The following is a 15,650-nucleotide window of genomic DNA, read 5'->3' as shown; positions in this document are numbered from 1 at the left end:
CGTTCCCCGGGCGTGCCGCGCTAGCAGGGGATCGCATCATAATCAATCCTCTCGAAACGGTCGTTCTGCTTCATCAGCACGGTCCAATCGAAATCATAAAGTTGGGCGTCGGCCCAATCATCCGGATACTTGATCCTGAATAGGGAGCCGATCGAAGGCTCCATCGGGTGATAGCCATATCCGGAAAACGTGACCCCTTCCGAACCCGCAGTGAAGTCCTGATCGCGAAACTGCGAGGAAATAAGGACCAGAAGGCCGGCGACAGCCATTACAAGGTTCTCAAGATTTGCCTTCTTGAACTCGTCTTGTCGGTCGTGCTTGCTTGCATTGTAGGCTCGGTACCAAGGGAGGCTTAAGCCGCCGGGATTTGGTAGGCCACGCGCTGACTTCCACGGCTCGAAAGGCTTTAAGATCGGCGGCACGCCATTCCAGATCGGAAGCATCACCTCGTAGGAGGATAAGTGGTGCGTAGCGTCCACCTTTCTATAGTCGGTCATATTGACTGACCGGTTCGGAGGGGGAGTGAAAGTGTTTTCCTCCAAAATCGCCTTGAAGTTGGCCTCAATCTCAATGCAGGTGCGCATAAGCAGCGCGTGTATCCGGTACGAATATGCAGTCCGACACTCATCGCTCGGCTCCAGATACTCGAAAATCGACTGGAGATCATTTTGGATCAAGGTGAATGCGCGCACGTAGTGCTCGGCATTCTTCGCGTAGTCGCGGTCACGGATGTAGGCCCAACCGCTGTAGCCCGACTGCGGACCTGGTTTCATGGCCCGATAGTTTCGATGAAACGGCTTCGCTAGACTCACGGGCCCCCCTCTTGCGATATTAAACGTCAGTCTATCGCACGCATTTTAGATCAGCGCCACCGCGGCGGCCGTGGGCGTGGAATCCGGAGGAAGCTACCCACAACATACGAAATGCAAGGGGGGCGGATGAAACTCGCCAAGGCAAGCGGCCTCGGGGCCCGCGTCCACCACACGCGGAGATTTTTTCTCGCGCAGAAAAAAACAGGTTTCCCGGCAAACGTTCTCCCAAAAACAGCATTATTTTCTACCGTTATGGAAAACGCAACGCGATCAAAGGGACGGCCGGCGCATGATCCATCCGCAATGACGCGGCGCTTTGTCGAAGCGATGGCTGGCGCGAGCGTGCCACAAAGCGAGATCGCCGCCGTGCTCGCCGTAACCGTGCCGACACTGCGCAAGCATTACCGCAATGAATTGCGGCGTGGAGCCGCAATTATTGAGGCGCGCCTCGCTAGTCACCTGTTGCGCATCGCTAGCGGCAGCGATGGCACGGCGCTCAGGGCCATCATGTTCACGCTTCAGTGTCGCTTTGGTTGGTCTCGATATGCACCGCCGCCATTGATCGCCTCGCGAAAATGAATAAGTATTCTTAAACTCTCAGATTTTTATAGCGGTCCTGAAGAAATGTTAAAGTATGACGCAAAATAGGCGCCACTTTAACGACGTCGTTATAGTTATCCTCCAGCGCCTCTTCCGCCAGATATTCATGAGAAGTTGTATTTCTGTGACCGATCATGTCAATCCAAATGGCTTCGTCGTGAAGCCACCCGATTCGGAACGCCTCGGTTACACTCTCGCGCGGCGTGTTGGGATGAATGCCTTCGTACTTCAAAGCGCGCTTCAAAGTTTTCCACGTCAATTCAATAGTCACTTCAAACCGATGTATAGTGCCTTCAAAAACCAACTCGCGGTCACGCGGAACAGCGAGCGCTTTCTCCAAATTTGAGACGGCCTTTTCTAAATTAGATAAGCTATCAAGAAGCTTTCGTTCGCTCATAGATCACTAGTCCCTGCTCTAATACTCTAGTTTTCAACTTAGCTGGCATGCCTTCCAACTGAGTTACGGCTACTTTGTATAACGTCCGTGCTTTCGCGATATCATCTCGCAGAAATATCAGCTCCCTTCTCGTCAACTCTGGCGCAGCAATAGCTATATCAATGTCAGATCGCTGATCGTGGTCTCCTACAGCACGCGAGCCGAACAATATTATACGCTCCACCTTTGAACAGGAGATCAGGCACTCTAATGCACAAGCGGCACTCTCGGGTAGGTTGAACGAACTAGGCACAGGGGTTCTCCATCGGCGGCAATGCTTATTCAAACGCTATCGAGTCGTCCAAAACTATTAGGCGCGAGATCGTCGGGATGTCGTAATTGTACCGGGAAAAAAGCATCATTAGCGTGTCAGCATTTGCGCGAAGTGGCCGGATTGGCTGCGTCGGCCGGACGGGCGCGGCTGAAGTATGGGTTCCGAACCTCGGTGGGGCGGAGCTTGATTTTGGACGGCGCGGACATGGGGAAAGAATGCCGGATTCGCGGGGAAGCGTCACTACTTTCAGCGCCAACTTATGTCGCAGTCTATGTCGCATGGACTTGCCGGCACTAAAAAGGACTCGTTGAAAAACAAAGGTATTTATTGCGACATAACTGCGACAAAGGCCCCGAGAACCCGGAGCCTTTTTCTCACTAAGCCGCTGCTTTTCTTAGAGAATTTGCTGGTAGCGGAGGAGGGATTCGAACCCCCGACACAAGGATTATGATTCCTCTGCTCTAACCTACTGAGCTACTCCGCCGCCGGTGCCGTGAAGCTTCTGAACGAAGCCCGTCTCGGCTGGTCGGGCGGCTTATAAGGCGCTGTTCCGGCTAGTGTCAAGCAATGTCTTCGGGAAAAAGCGATGTTTTCCCGCCACGCCGGGATCCCCCGCTTTACGCTGCCGCCGGCGCCTGCAAAAGCGCCTTCAGCGCCGCTTCCGCGGCCGGCTCGCGCTCGGACCTGCGGATGAAGCCGCCGCCATAGACGCGCGCATCCTCGCCGGTGCCGGAATAGAGCGCGCAGGCCTGGCCGGGCGCGACACCCGCCTCGCCTTCGACGAGCTCGACATAGAGCCCTTCGGCATCGCTCTTGAGCACCGCCGGGGCGGGGCGGCGGGTGGAGCGCACCTTGGCAAAGCATTCGAAGCCCTGCCCGGCTGCCGCGTCCAGTTCCGCGTCACCAAGCCAGTTGACGTCGCGCAGGTAGACGCGGCGCGTCTCCAGCGCCTCCTTCGGGCCGACGATCACGCGGCGCGAGCGGGCGTCGAGATAGACGACATAGAGCGGCTCGCCGGTCGCGACACCGATGCCGCGGCGCTGGCCGATCGTGTAATGCAGGATGCCCTCGTGCGCGCCCAGCACGCGACCGTCGAGGTGGACGATTTCGCCGGCAAGCGCCGCGTTCGGCTTCAGCTTCGAGACGATGTCGCTGTATTTGCCCTGGGGCACGAAACAGATGTCCTGGCTGTCGGCCTTCTTGGCGACGACAAGGCCCATCTCCTCGGCGAGCGCCCGGGTCTCGCTCTTGGGAAGACCGCCGAGCGGGAAGCGCAGATAGTCGATCTGCTCCTGCGTTGTCGCAAAGAGGAAATAGCTCTGGTCGCGCTCGGCGTCGGCCGGCCGATAGAGCGCGCGCTGGCCGGCATAACGCGGCTTCGGGCTCGGCCGCGACCGGATATAATGGCCGGTGGCGAGCGCATCGGCGCCGAGTTCCTTAGCGGTCGCGAGCAGGTCGGCGAACTTGACCGTCTGGTTGCAGGCGACACACGGGATCGGCGTCTCGCCGGCGATATAGCTTTCGGCGAAGGGATTGATCACCGTCTCGCGGAAACGCGCCTCGTAATCGAGGACATAATGGGGAATGCCGATCGTCTCGCAGACGCGCCGGGCGTCGTCGATATCCTGACCGGCGCAGCAGGAGCCGGCCCTGTGCACCGCCGCGCCATGGTCGTAAAGCTGCAGCGTGATACCGAGAACGTCGTAGCCCTCGCGTTTGAGAAGCCCCGCCACGACGGAAGAATCGACGCCGCCGGACATGGCGACGACGACGCGCGTATCTTCGGGCTTGCGGTCAAAATCGAGACTGTTCACGGGATCCAATCCGGCATCCGGGGGCGGCTCCTGTGCCGGCACCCTGTTTCACGCTTGAGGCCGCACGGCGACACATGAGGGCGGCGCGGCATTTTCTGAAGGGTTTACGCCCTTGCGGTATTTTCTTCGTGCATATCGTCACCCAAAACCGCTCTCGGTGCCGGGCGGCATGCATCAGACTTTTCCGTGCCGCGACATATAGAAACTTGCGCCCGTCAGGGCAAGAGCGGACGCGGAACGTCCGCCGAGCGCTCGATCCGTCAGATCAGCTTCATCCGCATCGCCCGGGCGATCGCCTGCATGCGGTTGACGGCGTCGAGCTTACGGGTCGCGCTCTTGAAATAGCTGCTCACCGTATAGGCGGATATTCCGAGAATGATGGCGATCTCGTCGCTGCTCTTTCCCGCCGCCGCCCAGCGCAGACATTCGACCTCCCGGCTCGAGAGCTTCTCGCGGGCGCCGCTGCCGGCATCGAAGGTGCGCTCGAGGCATTCGAAAAGCTGCAATAGCGCCAGATAGAGCGTCGCACGCTCGGCGCCGGCCGGCTCGTCCCGCGTGCCGGAGAGCACTGCCACAAAAGGCTCGCCATAAGTCGTGTGCAGCAGTACCGCGAAGTGACCCATACCGGCATGGGGCGGGAGGCGGAAAACCGCGGCCTTGCCGCCCCCCTTGCCCGCGGGCTCCATGAGTTCAGGGCCGCCGGTGACGGGCAGCTTCGTCTGACGCAGCCGCTCGACCAGCTCGCTCGTCTGGAACGTCTCGCCGGCATCATACTGCCGCACCAACTCGGCGGGCCAATTGCTCAGCACGAGGCGCTCGGAAAAGCGTTGCTCGTCGGCGAGAGGCAGGCGCGCAATCATGAAATGCGCGAAGCCGTAGCGCGAGATCAGCCGCCGCAGCAGATGCAGGAGCTCGTACTCCGTGCGTACCGAGGCGGGGTCGACCTCGAAAGGCATGTTCGTTTCGGCCTCACGCCGCGAGGCCGGTTCGTTCGAATCCTTCATTCCGGTCACCGTGCTGCCGGCGTTGCCGCCGCTATGGAGACTAAGGCGGTCTTGGCCTGGTGGGGCTGAGAGGGCCGCCCTGCCCGCGCCGCGGACATGAGCCGCGCCGCCCGCAAACTGCGTGACGCCCGGGTTTATTCCGGGAGCGTCCACGCGGACGCGGTTGATCCGGCGCCCTGCCATCGCTCCAGTCGAAGCGAAATGTGGTGATTGCATGGCCTGCATGGCGAAAAGTCGTGGAAGGCCCGCCGTTCCCTTGCGTCACGAACAGCCGCCCGTGCGACCAATCCGTGGCCGAGGCCGCTCAAATGATGATCAAATGGTTATCGGCGGTTTAGGCAATTATTAAATGTGGCAAGCTAAGGTCACAGCCATATGGTCTTGAGTTTGTGTAGAGAGTCCCATGACCGAAATGATGCGTCCACGCGTGAAATATGTCATCGGCCCCGATGGCAGTCCTTTGACGATCGCGGACCTGCCGCCGGCCAATACCCGGCGCTGGGTCATCCGCAGGAAGGCTGAAGTCGTCGCCGCCGTGCGTGGTGGCCTGTTGAGCCTCGAAGAGGCATGTGAGCGTTACACGCTGACCGTAGAGGAATTCCTCTCCTGGCAATCCTCGATAAATGACCATGGTCTCGCCGGCCTGCGCACGACGCGCATCCAGCAATATCGCCACTGATCAATCCCTGCAGGGCCATAATTCGAGCCGGCGGCTGGGGTGTTCCCGAGCCGCCGGTTTCGTTTTTGCCGATTTGACGATAAAACCATCCAGCACATCATGCTGCAGCTACGGTATCGCCACCAACGCATAGGCAACGAAGGACGCCCGATGGACATCGCCCAGGAAGAAACGGATACCAAAGGCCGCTACACGGCGACGCTCGACGGCCACACCGGGGAGATGACCTATTCCAGGTCGTCGCCGCATCTCATAATCGTGGACCACACCCTCGTTCCGGACGCCTTGCGCGGCAAGGGCGTCGGCCAGGCGCTGGCCCTTCACGCGATCGAGGAGGCCCGCAAGGGCAGCTGGAAGATCATCCCGCTCTGCCCGTTCATGCGCGCCCAGGTCATGCGCCATCCGGAATGGCGGGATGTAATCCAGGGCTGACGCAAGGGACCCCCTTGTCCTACCCCATCGGCCCGAAAATCGGAATCGATTTTCCGAAAGGACGTTGCGTCGGTTTAATAGTTGTAGCGTTCTTTGTGCGTGCATTCCGACGCACGGCGCTCCAAGACACCGCGCGTCTCATCAGATACGCGGTGCCGTAGCTGCTCTCTCAGGCGCGCAGCCGCGCGCCCGTATCCCGCTCCTCGAGCGCTGCTGCCCTCGCATATTCCGCCTGCACCTCCTCGAGCGCGAGCTCGGCCGCATCCTGCTGCATCTTCAGCTCGCGAATGGAAACCTGGAGATTATCGGCCCGCTGGCGGGCAGCCTTGGCGAAGGTGGGGTAGGCGAAGTGCGAAGGGTCGGAAATTCCCGACTTCTTCTCCTCGAAGACGATCTGGTTTTCCAGATCCTTGGTCATGCGCTCGAACTCGGCCATCATCATCTGAAGCTGACTGAGCTGGCGCTGCTTTTCCCGAACCTGAAATTCCTTCAGTCGGACTAGGCTCTCACGTGCTTTCATACGCAATACTCCCGTGGATACCGAGACCCCGGTTACTGTTCCCGAGCGGAATAAGGGAAAGGTGTGACGAAGATCTCCGCCCGCATCCCGCTCTAACTCCTTCTAGCCGACCACATTCAGATCCCGGACTCCGGAATCGTCGCGATCTGCGGCCCGTTGTGCCGGCCCAACCGAGCCGGAAACAAAAATCGACCGCGGCCTTAACAAATGCCTACCGCTGGTAACCTTTCGTTTACGGGCATCGTTAATCATAGGTGCGATGATTTAAGGCTCCGTAAATGCTGATGCATGAAATGTGGACTTTCGAGCATTTACGAGTCGGTAGAGTCAGTTAACGGCATTCCCTCATATATCACATGAGGAGCGCAATTTCAGATTTACGTTTTGAATCAGGGGACTGCTAAAAATATTTAACATTTTCGATACACCTTGCCAGAGTGAATCAGAATTTGTTAACCATTTGGTGGCAGCCTCCAAATCAGGCAACGACTGGATCCGTATCGCGTAAGGATGCCACGACAACCTTGGGCGGCGGAAAAGGGGAAGACTATGCGGGTTCTACTGATCGAAGACGACAGCGCGACGGCTCAGAGCATCGAGCTCATGCTCAAGTCCGAAAGTTTCAACGTCTACACCACCGATCTCGGTGAAGAAGGCGTCGATCTCGGCAAGCTTTACGACTACGACATCATTCTCCTCGACCTGAACCTGCCGGACATGTCCGGTTACGAAGTTCTGCGAACGCTGCGTCTGTCGAAAGTCAAAACACCGATTCTCATCCTTTCGGGTATGGCGGGCATCGAGGATAAGGTCCGCGGCCTCGGCTTCGGCGCCGACGACTATATGACCAAGCCTTTCCACAAGGACGAGCTGGTGGCCCGTATCCACGCGATCGTGCGCCGCTCCAAGGGCCATGCCCAGTCGGTCATCTCGACGGGCGAGCTGATCGTCAACCTGGACGCCAAGACCGTGGAGGTCGGCGGCCAGCGCGTGCATCTGACGGGCAAGGAATACCAGATGCTGGAGCTGCTCTCGCTGCGCAAGGGCACGACGCTCACCAAGGAAATGTTCCTGAACCACCTTTATGGCGGCATGGACGAGCCGGAGCTGAAGATCATCGACGTCTTCATCTGTAAGCTGCGCAAGAAACTCGCCAATGCCGCCGGCGGCGCCAATTACATCGAAACCGTCTGGGGCCGCGGCTATGTGCTGCGCGAGCCGGAAGGCAGCGACTACCTGGAAACCGCCTGATTTCCGGCATTACCGGGCCGCGAAAACCCCGCATCCGCCCCCTGCCCCCAAAAGCAGCCGAACCCGCCTAGTCTGGGCGGGTTTTTTGTTGTTACCCTTCGCCTGCCCCGCACCGTGCTCGAAAGAAAGCAGGAAACGGATTGGCGGGCAAAAATGGTCGAGATTTAGAGAAAGCCGGTTGAGTGTGGCTGCCCTTCGGGGGCCCCCACTCAGGTCAAAGCCTTGGGCTGGCCGAAATTCCGGCACAAACGGGGATCAAGGGTAGACCACGCGCAGATGAATGCTTGCGGGCTCTGTATCAGGCTGCCATGGACTGACCGGCGAAAACACTCGTCAGTATCTTGCGGTCGAAGGGCTTCAGCAGGAAATCGTCGGCACCGGCCCGCTTGCCGGCCATCATCTTCTTGAGATCCGCCTGGACGACACAGTAATAGATCCGCACCGAAGCGCCCTCAGGCAGGCGACGGATATTGCCGATCAGGTCGAGGGCGCCGTCTAGCCCCGCGTCGACGATAAGGATGTTCGGCAGTTCGGCCTCGCATCGCACCAGCGCTTCAAGGCTGCTCGGCGCCTCGGAAACCAGGAATCCCATTCCCGACAGGATGCGCTTCCCGACCTTGCGCACAACATCCGATCCGTCAGCAATCATCAAGCGCCGCACGTCCATCTCCTTCCCGCTTCGCCACACGCGAAACCATCTCCATCAAGCAATCCTATACGGATTTGGCAAAGAAACAGTTACCGCGGTGACGCGGCATCACCCGCCGCGCTGAAATCCGCCGGTGCTTCCCGTCGGTTGGAGCGATGCGGTCGTGAAGCATGCGGGAGGGCGCGTGAGTCCTCCCGTCACCAGAGCAATGAGACGATGGAATTGGCCAGATGTGCCGAAAGCCGCGCTCGGTTCCGCCTCAGGCGCTCACCGTTTCGGGCGCTACCACGCGAGCGGTGAAGACGATCGCTTCGCCGGTCGATACGACGTCGATCTCCATGCCGGCCTCTTCCGCCAGGAGCACCGTGTAATAGGGCTGGATCGAATGGGCGTCGACCGCCTCCTCCGGCGTGCCGGAGATGAGCTCCACCAGCTTCGGCGGCACGCGCATCATCCGCCCCTTGGCACTGAGGGTGAATATCGCGTCGAACTCCGGATTTTCCAGAGTGATGTCGATGACGCCGCCACGCGGGATCGAGCCATAAGCGATCAGGAACAGGTTCAGGAGCAGCTTGACGCGGTTCTTGGCGATGATCGCGCGCGGTCCGTTCCAGTTGACCTCGGTCTTCTTCTCCGAAGCGGCAAAATCCTTGGCGGCCTTCTCGGCCTCGCCGGTGTCGATCGAGGCGCCGACCGAGCCCGAGGCCCCGAAGGCAAGGCGCGCGAATTTCAGCCGTACGGAAGCATTGAGCGCGCTGGTGCGAATCAGGTCCATCGCATCCGCATCGGCGCCGCCCTCGTCGAGGAGTTCGAGACCGTTGTTGATGGCGCCGACCGGCGAGATGATGTCGTGGCAGACGCGGCTGCACAGCAGCGCGGCCAGATCGTGTCCCGTCAACGTCAGATTCGGATTCTTTGCCATCATTCTTCCTTGCTCGCTTCAAACCGGATCACGGGCTGTCGCGGCGCCGGGCGCGCATAAGCCCGACGCAGCTCCCGCACGGTCGTGAGTAAGATCATGAGGCGGGCGGTCGTGCCATATGTCGATAAGCCATAATGACATCACATTTGGTAAACCGATTGTTAAGATGATCCGTTCAAATTGTTGGAGCACCCCGATTTCAGGTGGGTTCCTGGAAGCCGATAAGGTGCACTCGTTCCAAATGCTAGTGCGTTCCGCGCGCATGCTTGTGAAAAATGGCCCGTGCCGGCACCGACGGCGCAGCCGATGGAAGAGCCGGTCATGACGGCCGGCGCGCGAGCCGCTTTCGCGCCCCGACGGAGGAAACGATGCAGCCGATGATGAAGACCACCCTGATGGCTGTCCGCGCTATTGTGACCATGATGGCCGTGGTGGCCAGCACCCTGATCGCCGGCACCTCTGGCGCACAGGCGCAATCCCAAAACTCCAGCCAGTACACGATGCAGGAGATCGTCGACGCCGGTCACGGTTTCTTCGGCGAAACGTCCGGGGGCCTTGCCAAGGTCGTCGAGCGCGCCTTCGAGCGCTATGGTCTGCCGAACGGCTATATCCTCGGCCAGGAAGGATCCGGTGCCTTCATCGCCGGCGTCACCTATGGCGAGGGCGAGCTCCATACCAAGAATGTGGGGCAGCACAGCGTTTTCTGGCAGGGCCCGTCGCTCGGGCTCGACTGGGGCGGCCAGGGCAGCCGCGCCATGATGCTCGTCTACAATCTGCCGAGCGTGCCTGCTCTCTACAAGCGCTTCGGCGGCGTCTCCGGTTCGGCTTACGTGGTCGCCGGCGTCGGCATGACGGTGCTGACGGACGAACATGTCGTGGTGGTGCCGATCCGCACCGGCATCGGCGCGAGGCTCGGCATCAATGTCGGCTATCTCAAGCTGACGCAGCAGCCGACCTGGAACCCCTTCTGAAGCGCCCGCGACACGGCACCGATGAACCCTGCCCGAAAAGACGTGCAAGCTTGCGGTAATTGTTGCAGCATTTCCTGCATCATGCTTACTGCATGAACGCGAATGACTGCCTGCTGCAGACCCGGTCCACACTGAAACGGCCAGCACGTGATTGAATATGCGCTCCTCTTTGCCCTGGGCTTCCTGACGGCGGTCGTCATCGGCCTTCTCGTCGCCCCCGCCATCCAAAGGCGCATCGTGCGCTTTGCGGAGGACAGGCTGAAGGCAACGATGCCTCTGAGCCCGCAGGAAGTGCGCGCGCAAAGGGATGCGGCGCGCGCGACCTATGCCGTCGAAAACGCCAAGACGCTTCAGGCGCTGCGCCGCGAGCGCGACAAGGCTGTCGCGCTGATGGTGCAGCATGAAAGAACCCTGAGGGACACGCGCCATCTGGTGAGCGAAAACACCGAACTTCAGGCGCAGCTGGCGGATATGAACGTCGAGGCGGCCACCATGCGCTCCACGATCCGTCGGCTGGAACAACGCGTGGAAAGCATGGAGGCGGCTGCCAAAAGCTCGGCACGAGAAAACGGCGCGCATTCCGAGACCGTCCGCGCGCTGCAGAGCCGGGTCGACAAGCAGAGCGCGGACCTCGACGGCCTCAAGATAGACCTTGCGGCGCGCGACACCGAAATCGAGCACCTGAAGAGCCGGATGCGAGCGATCCAAGACGAGCGCGAGACTTTGCGCGCCGACCTGGAGGCGGAAACCGCCCGCGCCGGGGAAATGGAGCAGCGCCTCACCCAGGACGAGACACGCATGCATCAACTCGAAAACCGGCTCGCCCGCGAAACGGCGGCCAACGCCGATCGCGAGAGTGCCCTCGAACAACGCGCGGCAGAGATCGCCCATTTGAGGTCGCAGGTCAAAACGCGCGGCGTGAAGCGTTCGAAGCATGCGGACGAGCACGACGCCACGATGGATGGCCTCGACACGGCCGCGCTTTCCGACGATCTCAGAAACCGGGCGACAGCGCTTTCCGAACGCCTTGTCGGCTCCAAATCGGCTGCTCACGATGAGGCGCTCCGCGAGGAGATGGCCGAAATCGCAGCAGGCATGGTCACCCTGACGGCGACGCGCGAGGGCAACACCTCGCCCATACACGGCCTTCTTGCCGGCGAAGATGCCGAAGGGCGGGCAGGCCGAAGGAGCCTGGCGCGGCGGGTGAAGGAGATGCTGGAGCCCGAATGAGATCAGGCCGGGGATGCCGGCGGCAGCATCCGCACCGATCGTGCCGAAACGCTCGCCGTTCCGCTCAAACCCTGCCGTTGATGCTTGCAACCTGATGAAGCGCGATGCCCGCCGCCATCGCCACGTTGAGGCTGTCCAGGCCGGGCCGTTGCCGGATGCGGGCCGTGCGAATTTCCGAAAGTATCGTTTCGGGCAGCCCCTCGCCCTCGGTGCCGACCAGCAATGCGGTGCGCGGCGCCGGCGGGATGGCGGTAATGTCGGCGGTGCCGCGCGGGGACAGACCCCAGAGGACGAAACCTGCCGTCTGAAGACGTTCGATCATCTCCGCCGCTGTGCCCTCGCGCGCGAAGGGCAGCGTGAGCACCGACCCCACGGATACGCGGATTGCCTTGCGGTACATCGGATCGCAACTCATCGAGTCCATCAGCACCGCATCGACCCCGAAGGCCGCAGCGTTGCGAAAGAGCGACCCCATATTGTCGTGGTTCGATATGCCGCAGGCGGCGAGCACGAGGCTCGACTGCGGTAATCCTGCAATCAGCGCATCGCTGCCGGGCGCAGCATCGCGCCGGCCGAGCGCCAGCACGCCGCGATGCATGTTGAACCCGGCGATCGCGTCGAAGACGCGGCCGGTCGCCACATAGACCGGAACGTCCGGCGGAAACTGCGCGAGCAGGTCAGCGATACCGGCCACCCGGCTCTCGAGGAGCAGGATCGCCTCGGCTGCGATGCCGCGCCTTTCGCGATGCGCGGCCGCAAGCATCCTGAGCACGACGGTCCCCTCGGCGATGAAGCGGCCCTGCCGTCCCGTCAGATCGCGCTCCTTGATCGACAGGAACCCGGCTATGCGCGGGTCCGCCGGATCGTCGATGCGAAGGAGAGGTTCAGTCATATCGTCAGTTGGTCCTGACAGTGACGTCGGCGACGATGCGGCCGGCCCTGATGTCGAAAACGATCGCACGCGGCTCCGCACCGGGCAGGCTGCCGTAGAAGACGAGCTGCGAGCCGGAAAGCGCCACATTGCTCACCGAGAAGCCGGCCGGCAGCGCCGCAATGGCGCTTACCGGGGCATCGCCGGGCACGCTCAAGGCCGGCTGCGCCGCCTCGGCCCTTCCGTCCGTGCGGGTCAGCTTGTAGACAATGGCTCCGAGGACGGCCATAAGCATCACCAGCATCACGCCGGCCGAGACGAGCTGCAGGCGCACCATCTTGCGACGGACGTTCTCCATCGCTGGATCAAGCGGCTTGTCTTCCTGTTCTTCAGGCTCGATTGCGGTCATGGTCGGCTTTCTATCGGAATTGGAACGGAATGAACGATCCCTTTAAACAAGCGCCCGGCAATAGGAAAGTCCTGACGGCAGGCGATGACGCGGCCGGGCGTCTCGACGCCTTCCTGACGGAAGCGCTTGCGGGCGAGTTTTCCCGCAATCGCATCAAGGGCCTGATCGAGCAAGGAGCCGTCTCGATCAACGGCGCGACCGTCACCGAACCGAAGCGAAAGGTTCACCCCGGCGACTCCTTCCGGATTGCCCTGCCCGAGCCGGAGGATCCCGAACCCAAGGGTGAGGCGATCCCGCTCGACGTGCTTTACGAGGATGCCGACCTGATCGTACTGGTCAAGCCGGCCGGCCTGGTCGTGCATCCCGGCGCCGGCAATTGGACGGGAACCCTCGTCAACGCGCTCATCCACCATTGCGGCGACAGCCTTTCCGGCATCGGCGGCGTGAAGCGCCCCGGTATCGTGCATCGCCTCGACAAGGACACGAGCGGCGTCATGGTGGTCGCGAAGAACGATGCAGCACACCGCCACCTTTCGGATCAGTTTGCCGACCACGGCCGCAGCGGGCCGCTCGAGCGCGCCTATCGCGCCGTAGTCTGGGGCCGGCCGCGCCAATTGAAAGGCAAGATCGACGCGCCGCTGGGGCGAGCCGGCGACCGGACGAAACGGGCCGTCAAACGCGAAGACAGCGACGATGCACGCGAGGCGATCACACATTACGAGGTGGTCGAGCGCTATCACGAGAAACCGGACGGCACCTCTCTCGCCTCCACGGTCGAGTGCCATCTGGAGACCGGGCGTACCCACCAGATCCGCGTGCACATGGCCCATATCGGTCATCCGCTGATCGGCGATCCGGATTACGGCGCGGCCTTCCGCACCAAGGCCAATCTGCTGCCGGAACCGGCGAGAGCCGCCGTCAACCGCTTTCCACGACAGGCCCTGCACGCCTACATGCTGCAGTTCGAACACCCCGCAACCGGCGAAACCATGCATTTCGAAACGCCCGTGCCGGCGGATATGCAGGAACTGATCGCGGCGCTGCGGGTCGGAGCCCCTTGAATTTGCGTGTGAAGATTCCAATCTTATAGGCGTTTCAACCCGCCGATTTCTTTCTCCAGTTTCACGACAGCGTGAAACTGGATTCCTTGAATCATGCTTTCGCCGCACTTATCTATTAGCCTCGTGGGGTCTTGGATGAAGACCCACAGGCCCGGCCTGCCGTCCCGGAGGCCGGCGACGCACAAAGGGGGTGCTTCATGGCCCGCAATACCTTGCCGACCATTGCTGCTGGAGAGGGCGGTCTCAACCGCTATCTCGACGAAATTCGCAAATTTCCCATGCTCGAGCCGCAGGAAGAGTACATGCTCGCCAAGCGGTACCAGGAGCACGACGACCGCAAGGCCGCGCACAAGCTCGTAACGAGCCATCTTCGCCTCGTTGCCAAGATCGCGATGGGTTATCGCGGCTACGGTCTGCCGATCGGCGAAGTCATTTCCGAAGGCAATGTCGGCCTGATGCAGGCGGTCAAGAAGTTCGAGCCCGATCGCGGCTTCCGCCTCGCGACCTACGCCATGTGGTGGATCAAGGCTGCCATCCAGGAATACATCCTGCGTTCGTGGTCTCTGGTCAAAATGGGCACGACGGCCAACCAGAAGCGCCTGTTCTTCAACCTGAGACGGCTGAAAGGCCGCATCCAGGCCCTCGATGAAGGCGATCTCAAGCCGGAACAGGTGAAGGAGATCGCCACGACCCTGAAGGTCAGTGAGGAAGAGGTCGTCTCGATGAACCGTCGCCTTTCGGGCGACGCTTCGCTCAATGCGCCGATCAAGGCGAGCGAAGGCGATTCCGGCCAGTGGCAGGATTGGCTGGTGGACGATCACGACAATCAGGAACAAATCCTGATCGAACAGGACGAGCTCGAGAGCCGCCGCGCACTGCTGGCCAATGCCATGAAGGTTCTGAACGACCGTGAGCGCCGGATTTTCGAGGCCCGCCGCCTCACCGAGGAGCCGATCACGCTGGAGGATCTCTCGACCGAGTTCGACATCAGCCGCGAGCGCGTGCGGCAGATCGAGGTTCGGGCCTTCGAAAAGGTGCAGGAGGCAGTTCGCAAGGCCGCGCTGGAAAGAGCCAGTGCGCTGCGCGTGGTTGAAGGCGCTTAAAGCCCACACATTCACCCCCACAACGAAATTCCCGGCGGGAGATCCAGCCGGAATTTTTCATGTCTTCATGTGTTCTGACACTGCGCACTTCCGGATGGGCGGCGGCCGCGAGATGATAATGGCGTTGAAGCTCTGGTCGGTTTTGTCGGCACGGATGGCGATGCGCTTGAATTCCATGAGTACCGAGCGAGCAGCAGCTCAAGTGCTACAGCGACCTTTGCGCGTCTCGTAAGACGCGCGGCGCTGTAGGACACTTTTCGGAGGGCTGCAATCTCTCCTCATCCTCATCTCTCTGTGCTTGTCACAGAGATCCAGCAGCGCCGCGTCTGCGGCGCGGGAAGCTTTCTTTCAGCCCAAGGACTTGGCCTGGCTGGATTCCTGTGACGAGCACAGGAATGAGGGACCGGGATGTGCGGCTCCTACATTCTCGCATCGAAGCGAAGCGGGACGCTTTACACGGGCGTGACCCGCCTTCCGCGCCGCCTCACCATCTTCACGGTTTATGAAGCGCGCCGAGGGACCGCACCCTCTCAACCCCCATCTCTGTGCTCGTCACAGGAATGAGGCGATCAAACAGGCGGCGGCGGGTGGCCCGGATCTCAACAGGTCTTA

The 15,650-nt window shown here is 61.0% G+C and carries 18 protein-coding genes and 1 tRNA gene; 8 read left to right on the top strand and 11 right to left on the bottom strand.

Features of this window, described 5'->3' with window-relative positions; translation table 11 throughout:
• Positions 1-20: 20 nt before the first annotated feature.
• A complete protein-coding gene (locus AC6CIG_RS15985) occupies positions 21-812 on the bottom strand; it encodes a hypothetical protein (RefSeq protein ID WP_498322993.1) in 792 nt (263 codons plus the stop codon).
• 126 nt (positions 813-938) lie between these two features.
• Between AC6CIG_RS15985 and AC6CIG_RS15980 the strand changes: the two genes are divergently transcribed.
• Positions 939-1,391, top strand: coding sequence for an RNA polymerase subunit sigma-70 (locus AC6CIG_RS15980; protein WP_498322991.1), 453 nt, complete (start codon positions 939-941; stop codon positions 1,389-1,391).
• Positions 1,392-1,401: 10 nt separating this feature from the next.
• Here AC6CIG_RS15980 and AC6CIG_RS15975 read toward each other — a convergent pair whose 3' ends face one another.
• From AC6CIG_RS15975 to AC6CIG_RS15955, 5 genes are all read right to left on the bottom strand, one after another.
• Positions 1,402-1,809: an HI0074 family nucleotidyltransferase substrate-binding subunit gene (locus AC6CIG_RS15975; RefSeq protein WP_498322990.1), complete on the bottom strand. Its 408-nt coding sequence runs from the start codon at positions 1,807-1,809 to the stop codon at positions 1,402-1,404.
• Positions 1,787-2,032, bottom strand: a complete 246-nt coding sequence (locus tag AC6CIG_RS15970) for a nucleotidyltransferase domain-containing protein (protein WP_498323028.1) — start codon at positions 2,030-2,032, stop codon at positions 1,787-1,789. Before AC6CIG_RS15970 ends, AC6CIG_RS15975 begins: the two co-directional genes overlap by 23 nt.
• Positions 2,033-2,529: 497 nt before the next feature.
• Positions 2,530-2,606: transfer RNA gene (locus AC6CIG_RS15965), tRNA-Met, on the bottom strand.
• A gap of 133 nt (positions 2,607-2,739) precedes the next feature.
• Positions 2,740-3,936, bottom strand: coding sequence for a tRNA 2-thiouridine(34) synthase MnmA (gene mnmA / locus AC6CIG_RS15960; RefSeq protein ID WP_127708966.1), 1,197 nt, complete (start codon positions 3,934-3,936; stop codon positions 2,740-2,742).
• Positions 3,937-4,196: 260 nt separating this feature from the next.
• Positions 4,197-5,156 carry a helix-turn-helix transcriptional regulator gene (locus AC6CIG_RS15955; RefSeq protein WP_164866809.1) on the bottom strand — a complete coding sequence of 320 codons (960 nt, stop codon included), beginning with the start codon at positions 5,154-5,156 and terminating at the stop codon, positions 4,197-4,199.
• Positions 5,157-5,343: 187 nt separating this feature from the next.
• On the opposite strand from AC6CIG_RS15955, the gene sciP reads away from it, so the two are divergent.
• Positions 5,344-5,619, top strand: a complete 276-nt coding sequence (sciP, locus tag AC6CIG_RS15950; RefSeq protein WP_003527546.1) for a CtrA inhibitor SciP — start codon at positions 5,344-5,346, stop codon at positions 5,617-5,619.
• Positions 5,620-5,769: 150 nt separating this feature from the next.
• Entirely contained in the window at positions 5,770-6,051 is a 282-nt protein-coding gene (locus AC6CIG_RS15945; RefSeq protein WP_127708970.1) for a GNAT family N-acetyltransferase, read from the top strand.
• 169 nt (positions 6,052-6,220) lie between these two features.
• On the opposite strand, the gene AC6CIG_RS15940 is transcribed toward AC6CIG_RS15945, so the two are convergent.
• Positions 6,221-6,571: a hypothetical protein gene (locus AC6CIG_RS15940; RefSeq protein WP_003527555.1), complete on the bottom strand. Its 351-nt coding sequence runs from the start codon at positions 6,569-6,571 to the stop codon at positions 6,221-6,223.
• Between the two features lie 549 nt (positions 6,572-7,120).
• Between AC6CIG_RS15940 and ctrA the strand changes: the two genes are divergently transcribed.
• Positions 7,121-7,822: a response regulator transcription factor CtrA gene (gene ctrA, locus AC6CIG_RS15935; protein WP_003527557.1), complete on the top strand. Its 702-nt coding sequence runs from the start codon at positions 7,121-7,123 to the stop codon at positions 7,820-7,822.
• Between the two features lie 298 nt (positions 7,823-8,120).
• On the opposite strand, the gene AC6CIG_RS15930 is transcribed toward ctrA, so the two are convergent.
• A complete protein-coding gene (locus AC6CIG_RS15930) occupies positions 8,121-8,489 on the bottom strand; it encodes a response regulator (protein WP_010970151.1) in 369 nt (122 codons plus the stop codon).
• Positions 8,490-8,730: 241 nt separating this feature from the next.
• A complete protein-coding gene (chpT, locus tag AC6CIG_RS15925; RefSeq protein ID WP_018096865.1) occupies positions 8,731-9,393 on the bottom strand; it encodes a histidine phosphotransferase ChpT in 663 nt (220 codons plus the stop codon).
• Positions 9,394-9,761: 368 nt separating this feature from the next.
• Here chpT and AC6CIG_RS15920 point away from each other — a divergent pair, with 368 nt between their 5' ends.
• Together AC6CIG_RS15920 and AC6CIG_RS15915 are read left to right on the top strand one after the other, a co-directional pair.
• Positions 9,762-10,364 (top strand): DUF1134 domain-containing protein, encoded by a 603-nt coding sequence (locus AC6CIG_RS15920; protein WP_026168799.1) that lies wholly within the window; start codon positions 9,762-9,764, stop codon positions 10,362-10,364.
• A 147-nt stretch (positions 10,365-10,511) separates the two neighbouring features.
• Positions 10,512-11,594: a coiled-coil domain-containing protein gene (locus AC6CIG_RS15915; protein ID WP_127708972.1), complete on the top strand. Its 1,083-nt coding sequence runs from the start codon at positions 10,512-10,514 to the stop codon at positions 11,592-11,594.
• 64 nt (positions 11,595-11,658) lie between these two features.
• Here the strand turns inward: AC6CIG_RS15915 and AC6CIG_RS15910 are convergent, their stop codons facing one another.
• Together AC6CIG_RS15910 and AC6CIG_RS15905 are read right to left on the bottom strand one after the other, a co-directional pair.
• Positions 11,659-12,486 carry a TrmH family RNA methyltransferase gene (locus AC6CIG_RS15910; RefSeq protein WP_018096862.1) on the bottom strand — a complete coding sequence of 276 codons (828 nt, stop codon included), beginning with the start codon at positions 12,484-12,486 and terminating at the stop codon, positions 11,659-11,661.
• Between the two features lie 4 nt (positions 12,487-12,490).
• Positions 12,491-12,874 carry a hypothetical protein gene (locus tag AC6CIG_RS15905; RefSeq protein WP_018096861.1) on the bottom strand — a complete coding sequence of 128 codons (384 nt, stop codon included), beginning with the start codon at positions 12,872-12,874 and terminating at the stop codon, positions 12,491-12,493.
• Positions 12,875-12,903: 29 nt separating this feature from the next.
• On the opposite strand from AC6CIG_RS15905, the gene AC6CIG_RS15900 reads away from it, so the two are divergent.
• Together AC6CIG_RS15900 and rpoH are read left to right on the top strand one after the other, a co-directional pair.
• Complete coding sequence (locus AC6CIG_RS15900; RefSeq protein WP_127708974.1) at positions 12,904-13,935, top strand: RluA family pseudouridine synthase; 1,032 nt, start codon at positions 12,904-12,906, stop codon at positions 13,933-13,935.
• Between the two features lie 197 nt (positions 13,936-14,132).
• The gene (gene rpoH / locus AC6CIG_RS15895) at positions 14,133-15,038 is read left to right on the top strand and encodes an RNA polymerase sigma factor RpoH (protein WP_003527567.1); all 906 of its coding nucleotides are present in this window, start codon (positions 14,133-14,135) and stop codon (positions 15,036-15,038) included.
• The last annotated feature ends 612 nt before the right edge of the window (positions 15,039-15,650 follow it).

It is taken from the genome of Sinorhizobium sp. GQ132, assembly GCF_059758575.1.
Note: the sequence above shows the minus strand (reverse complement) of the source record. Positions and strands in the feature narration are given on the sequence as shown.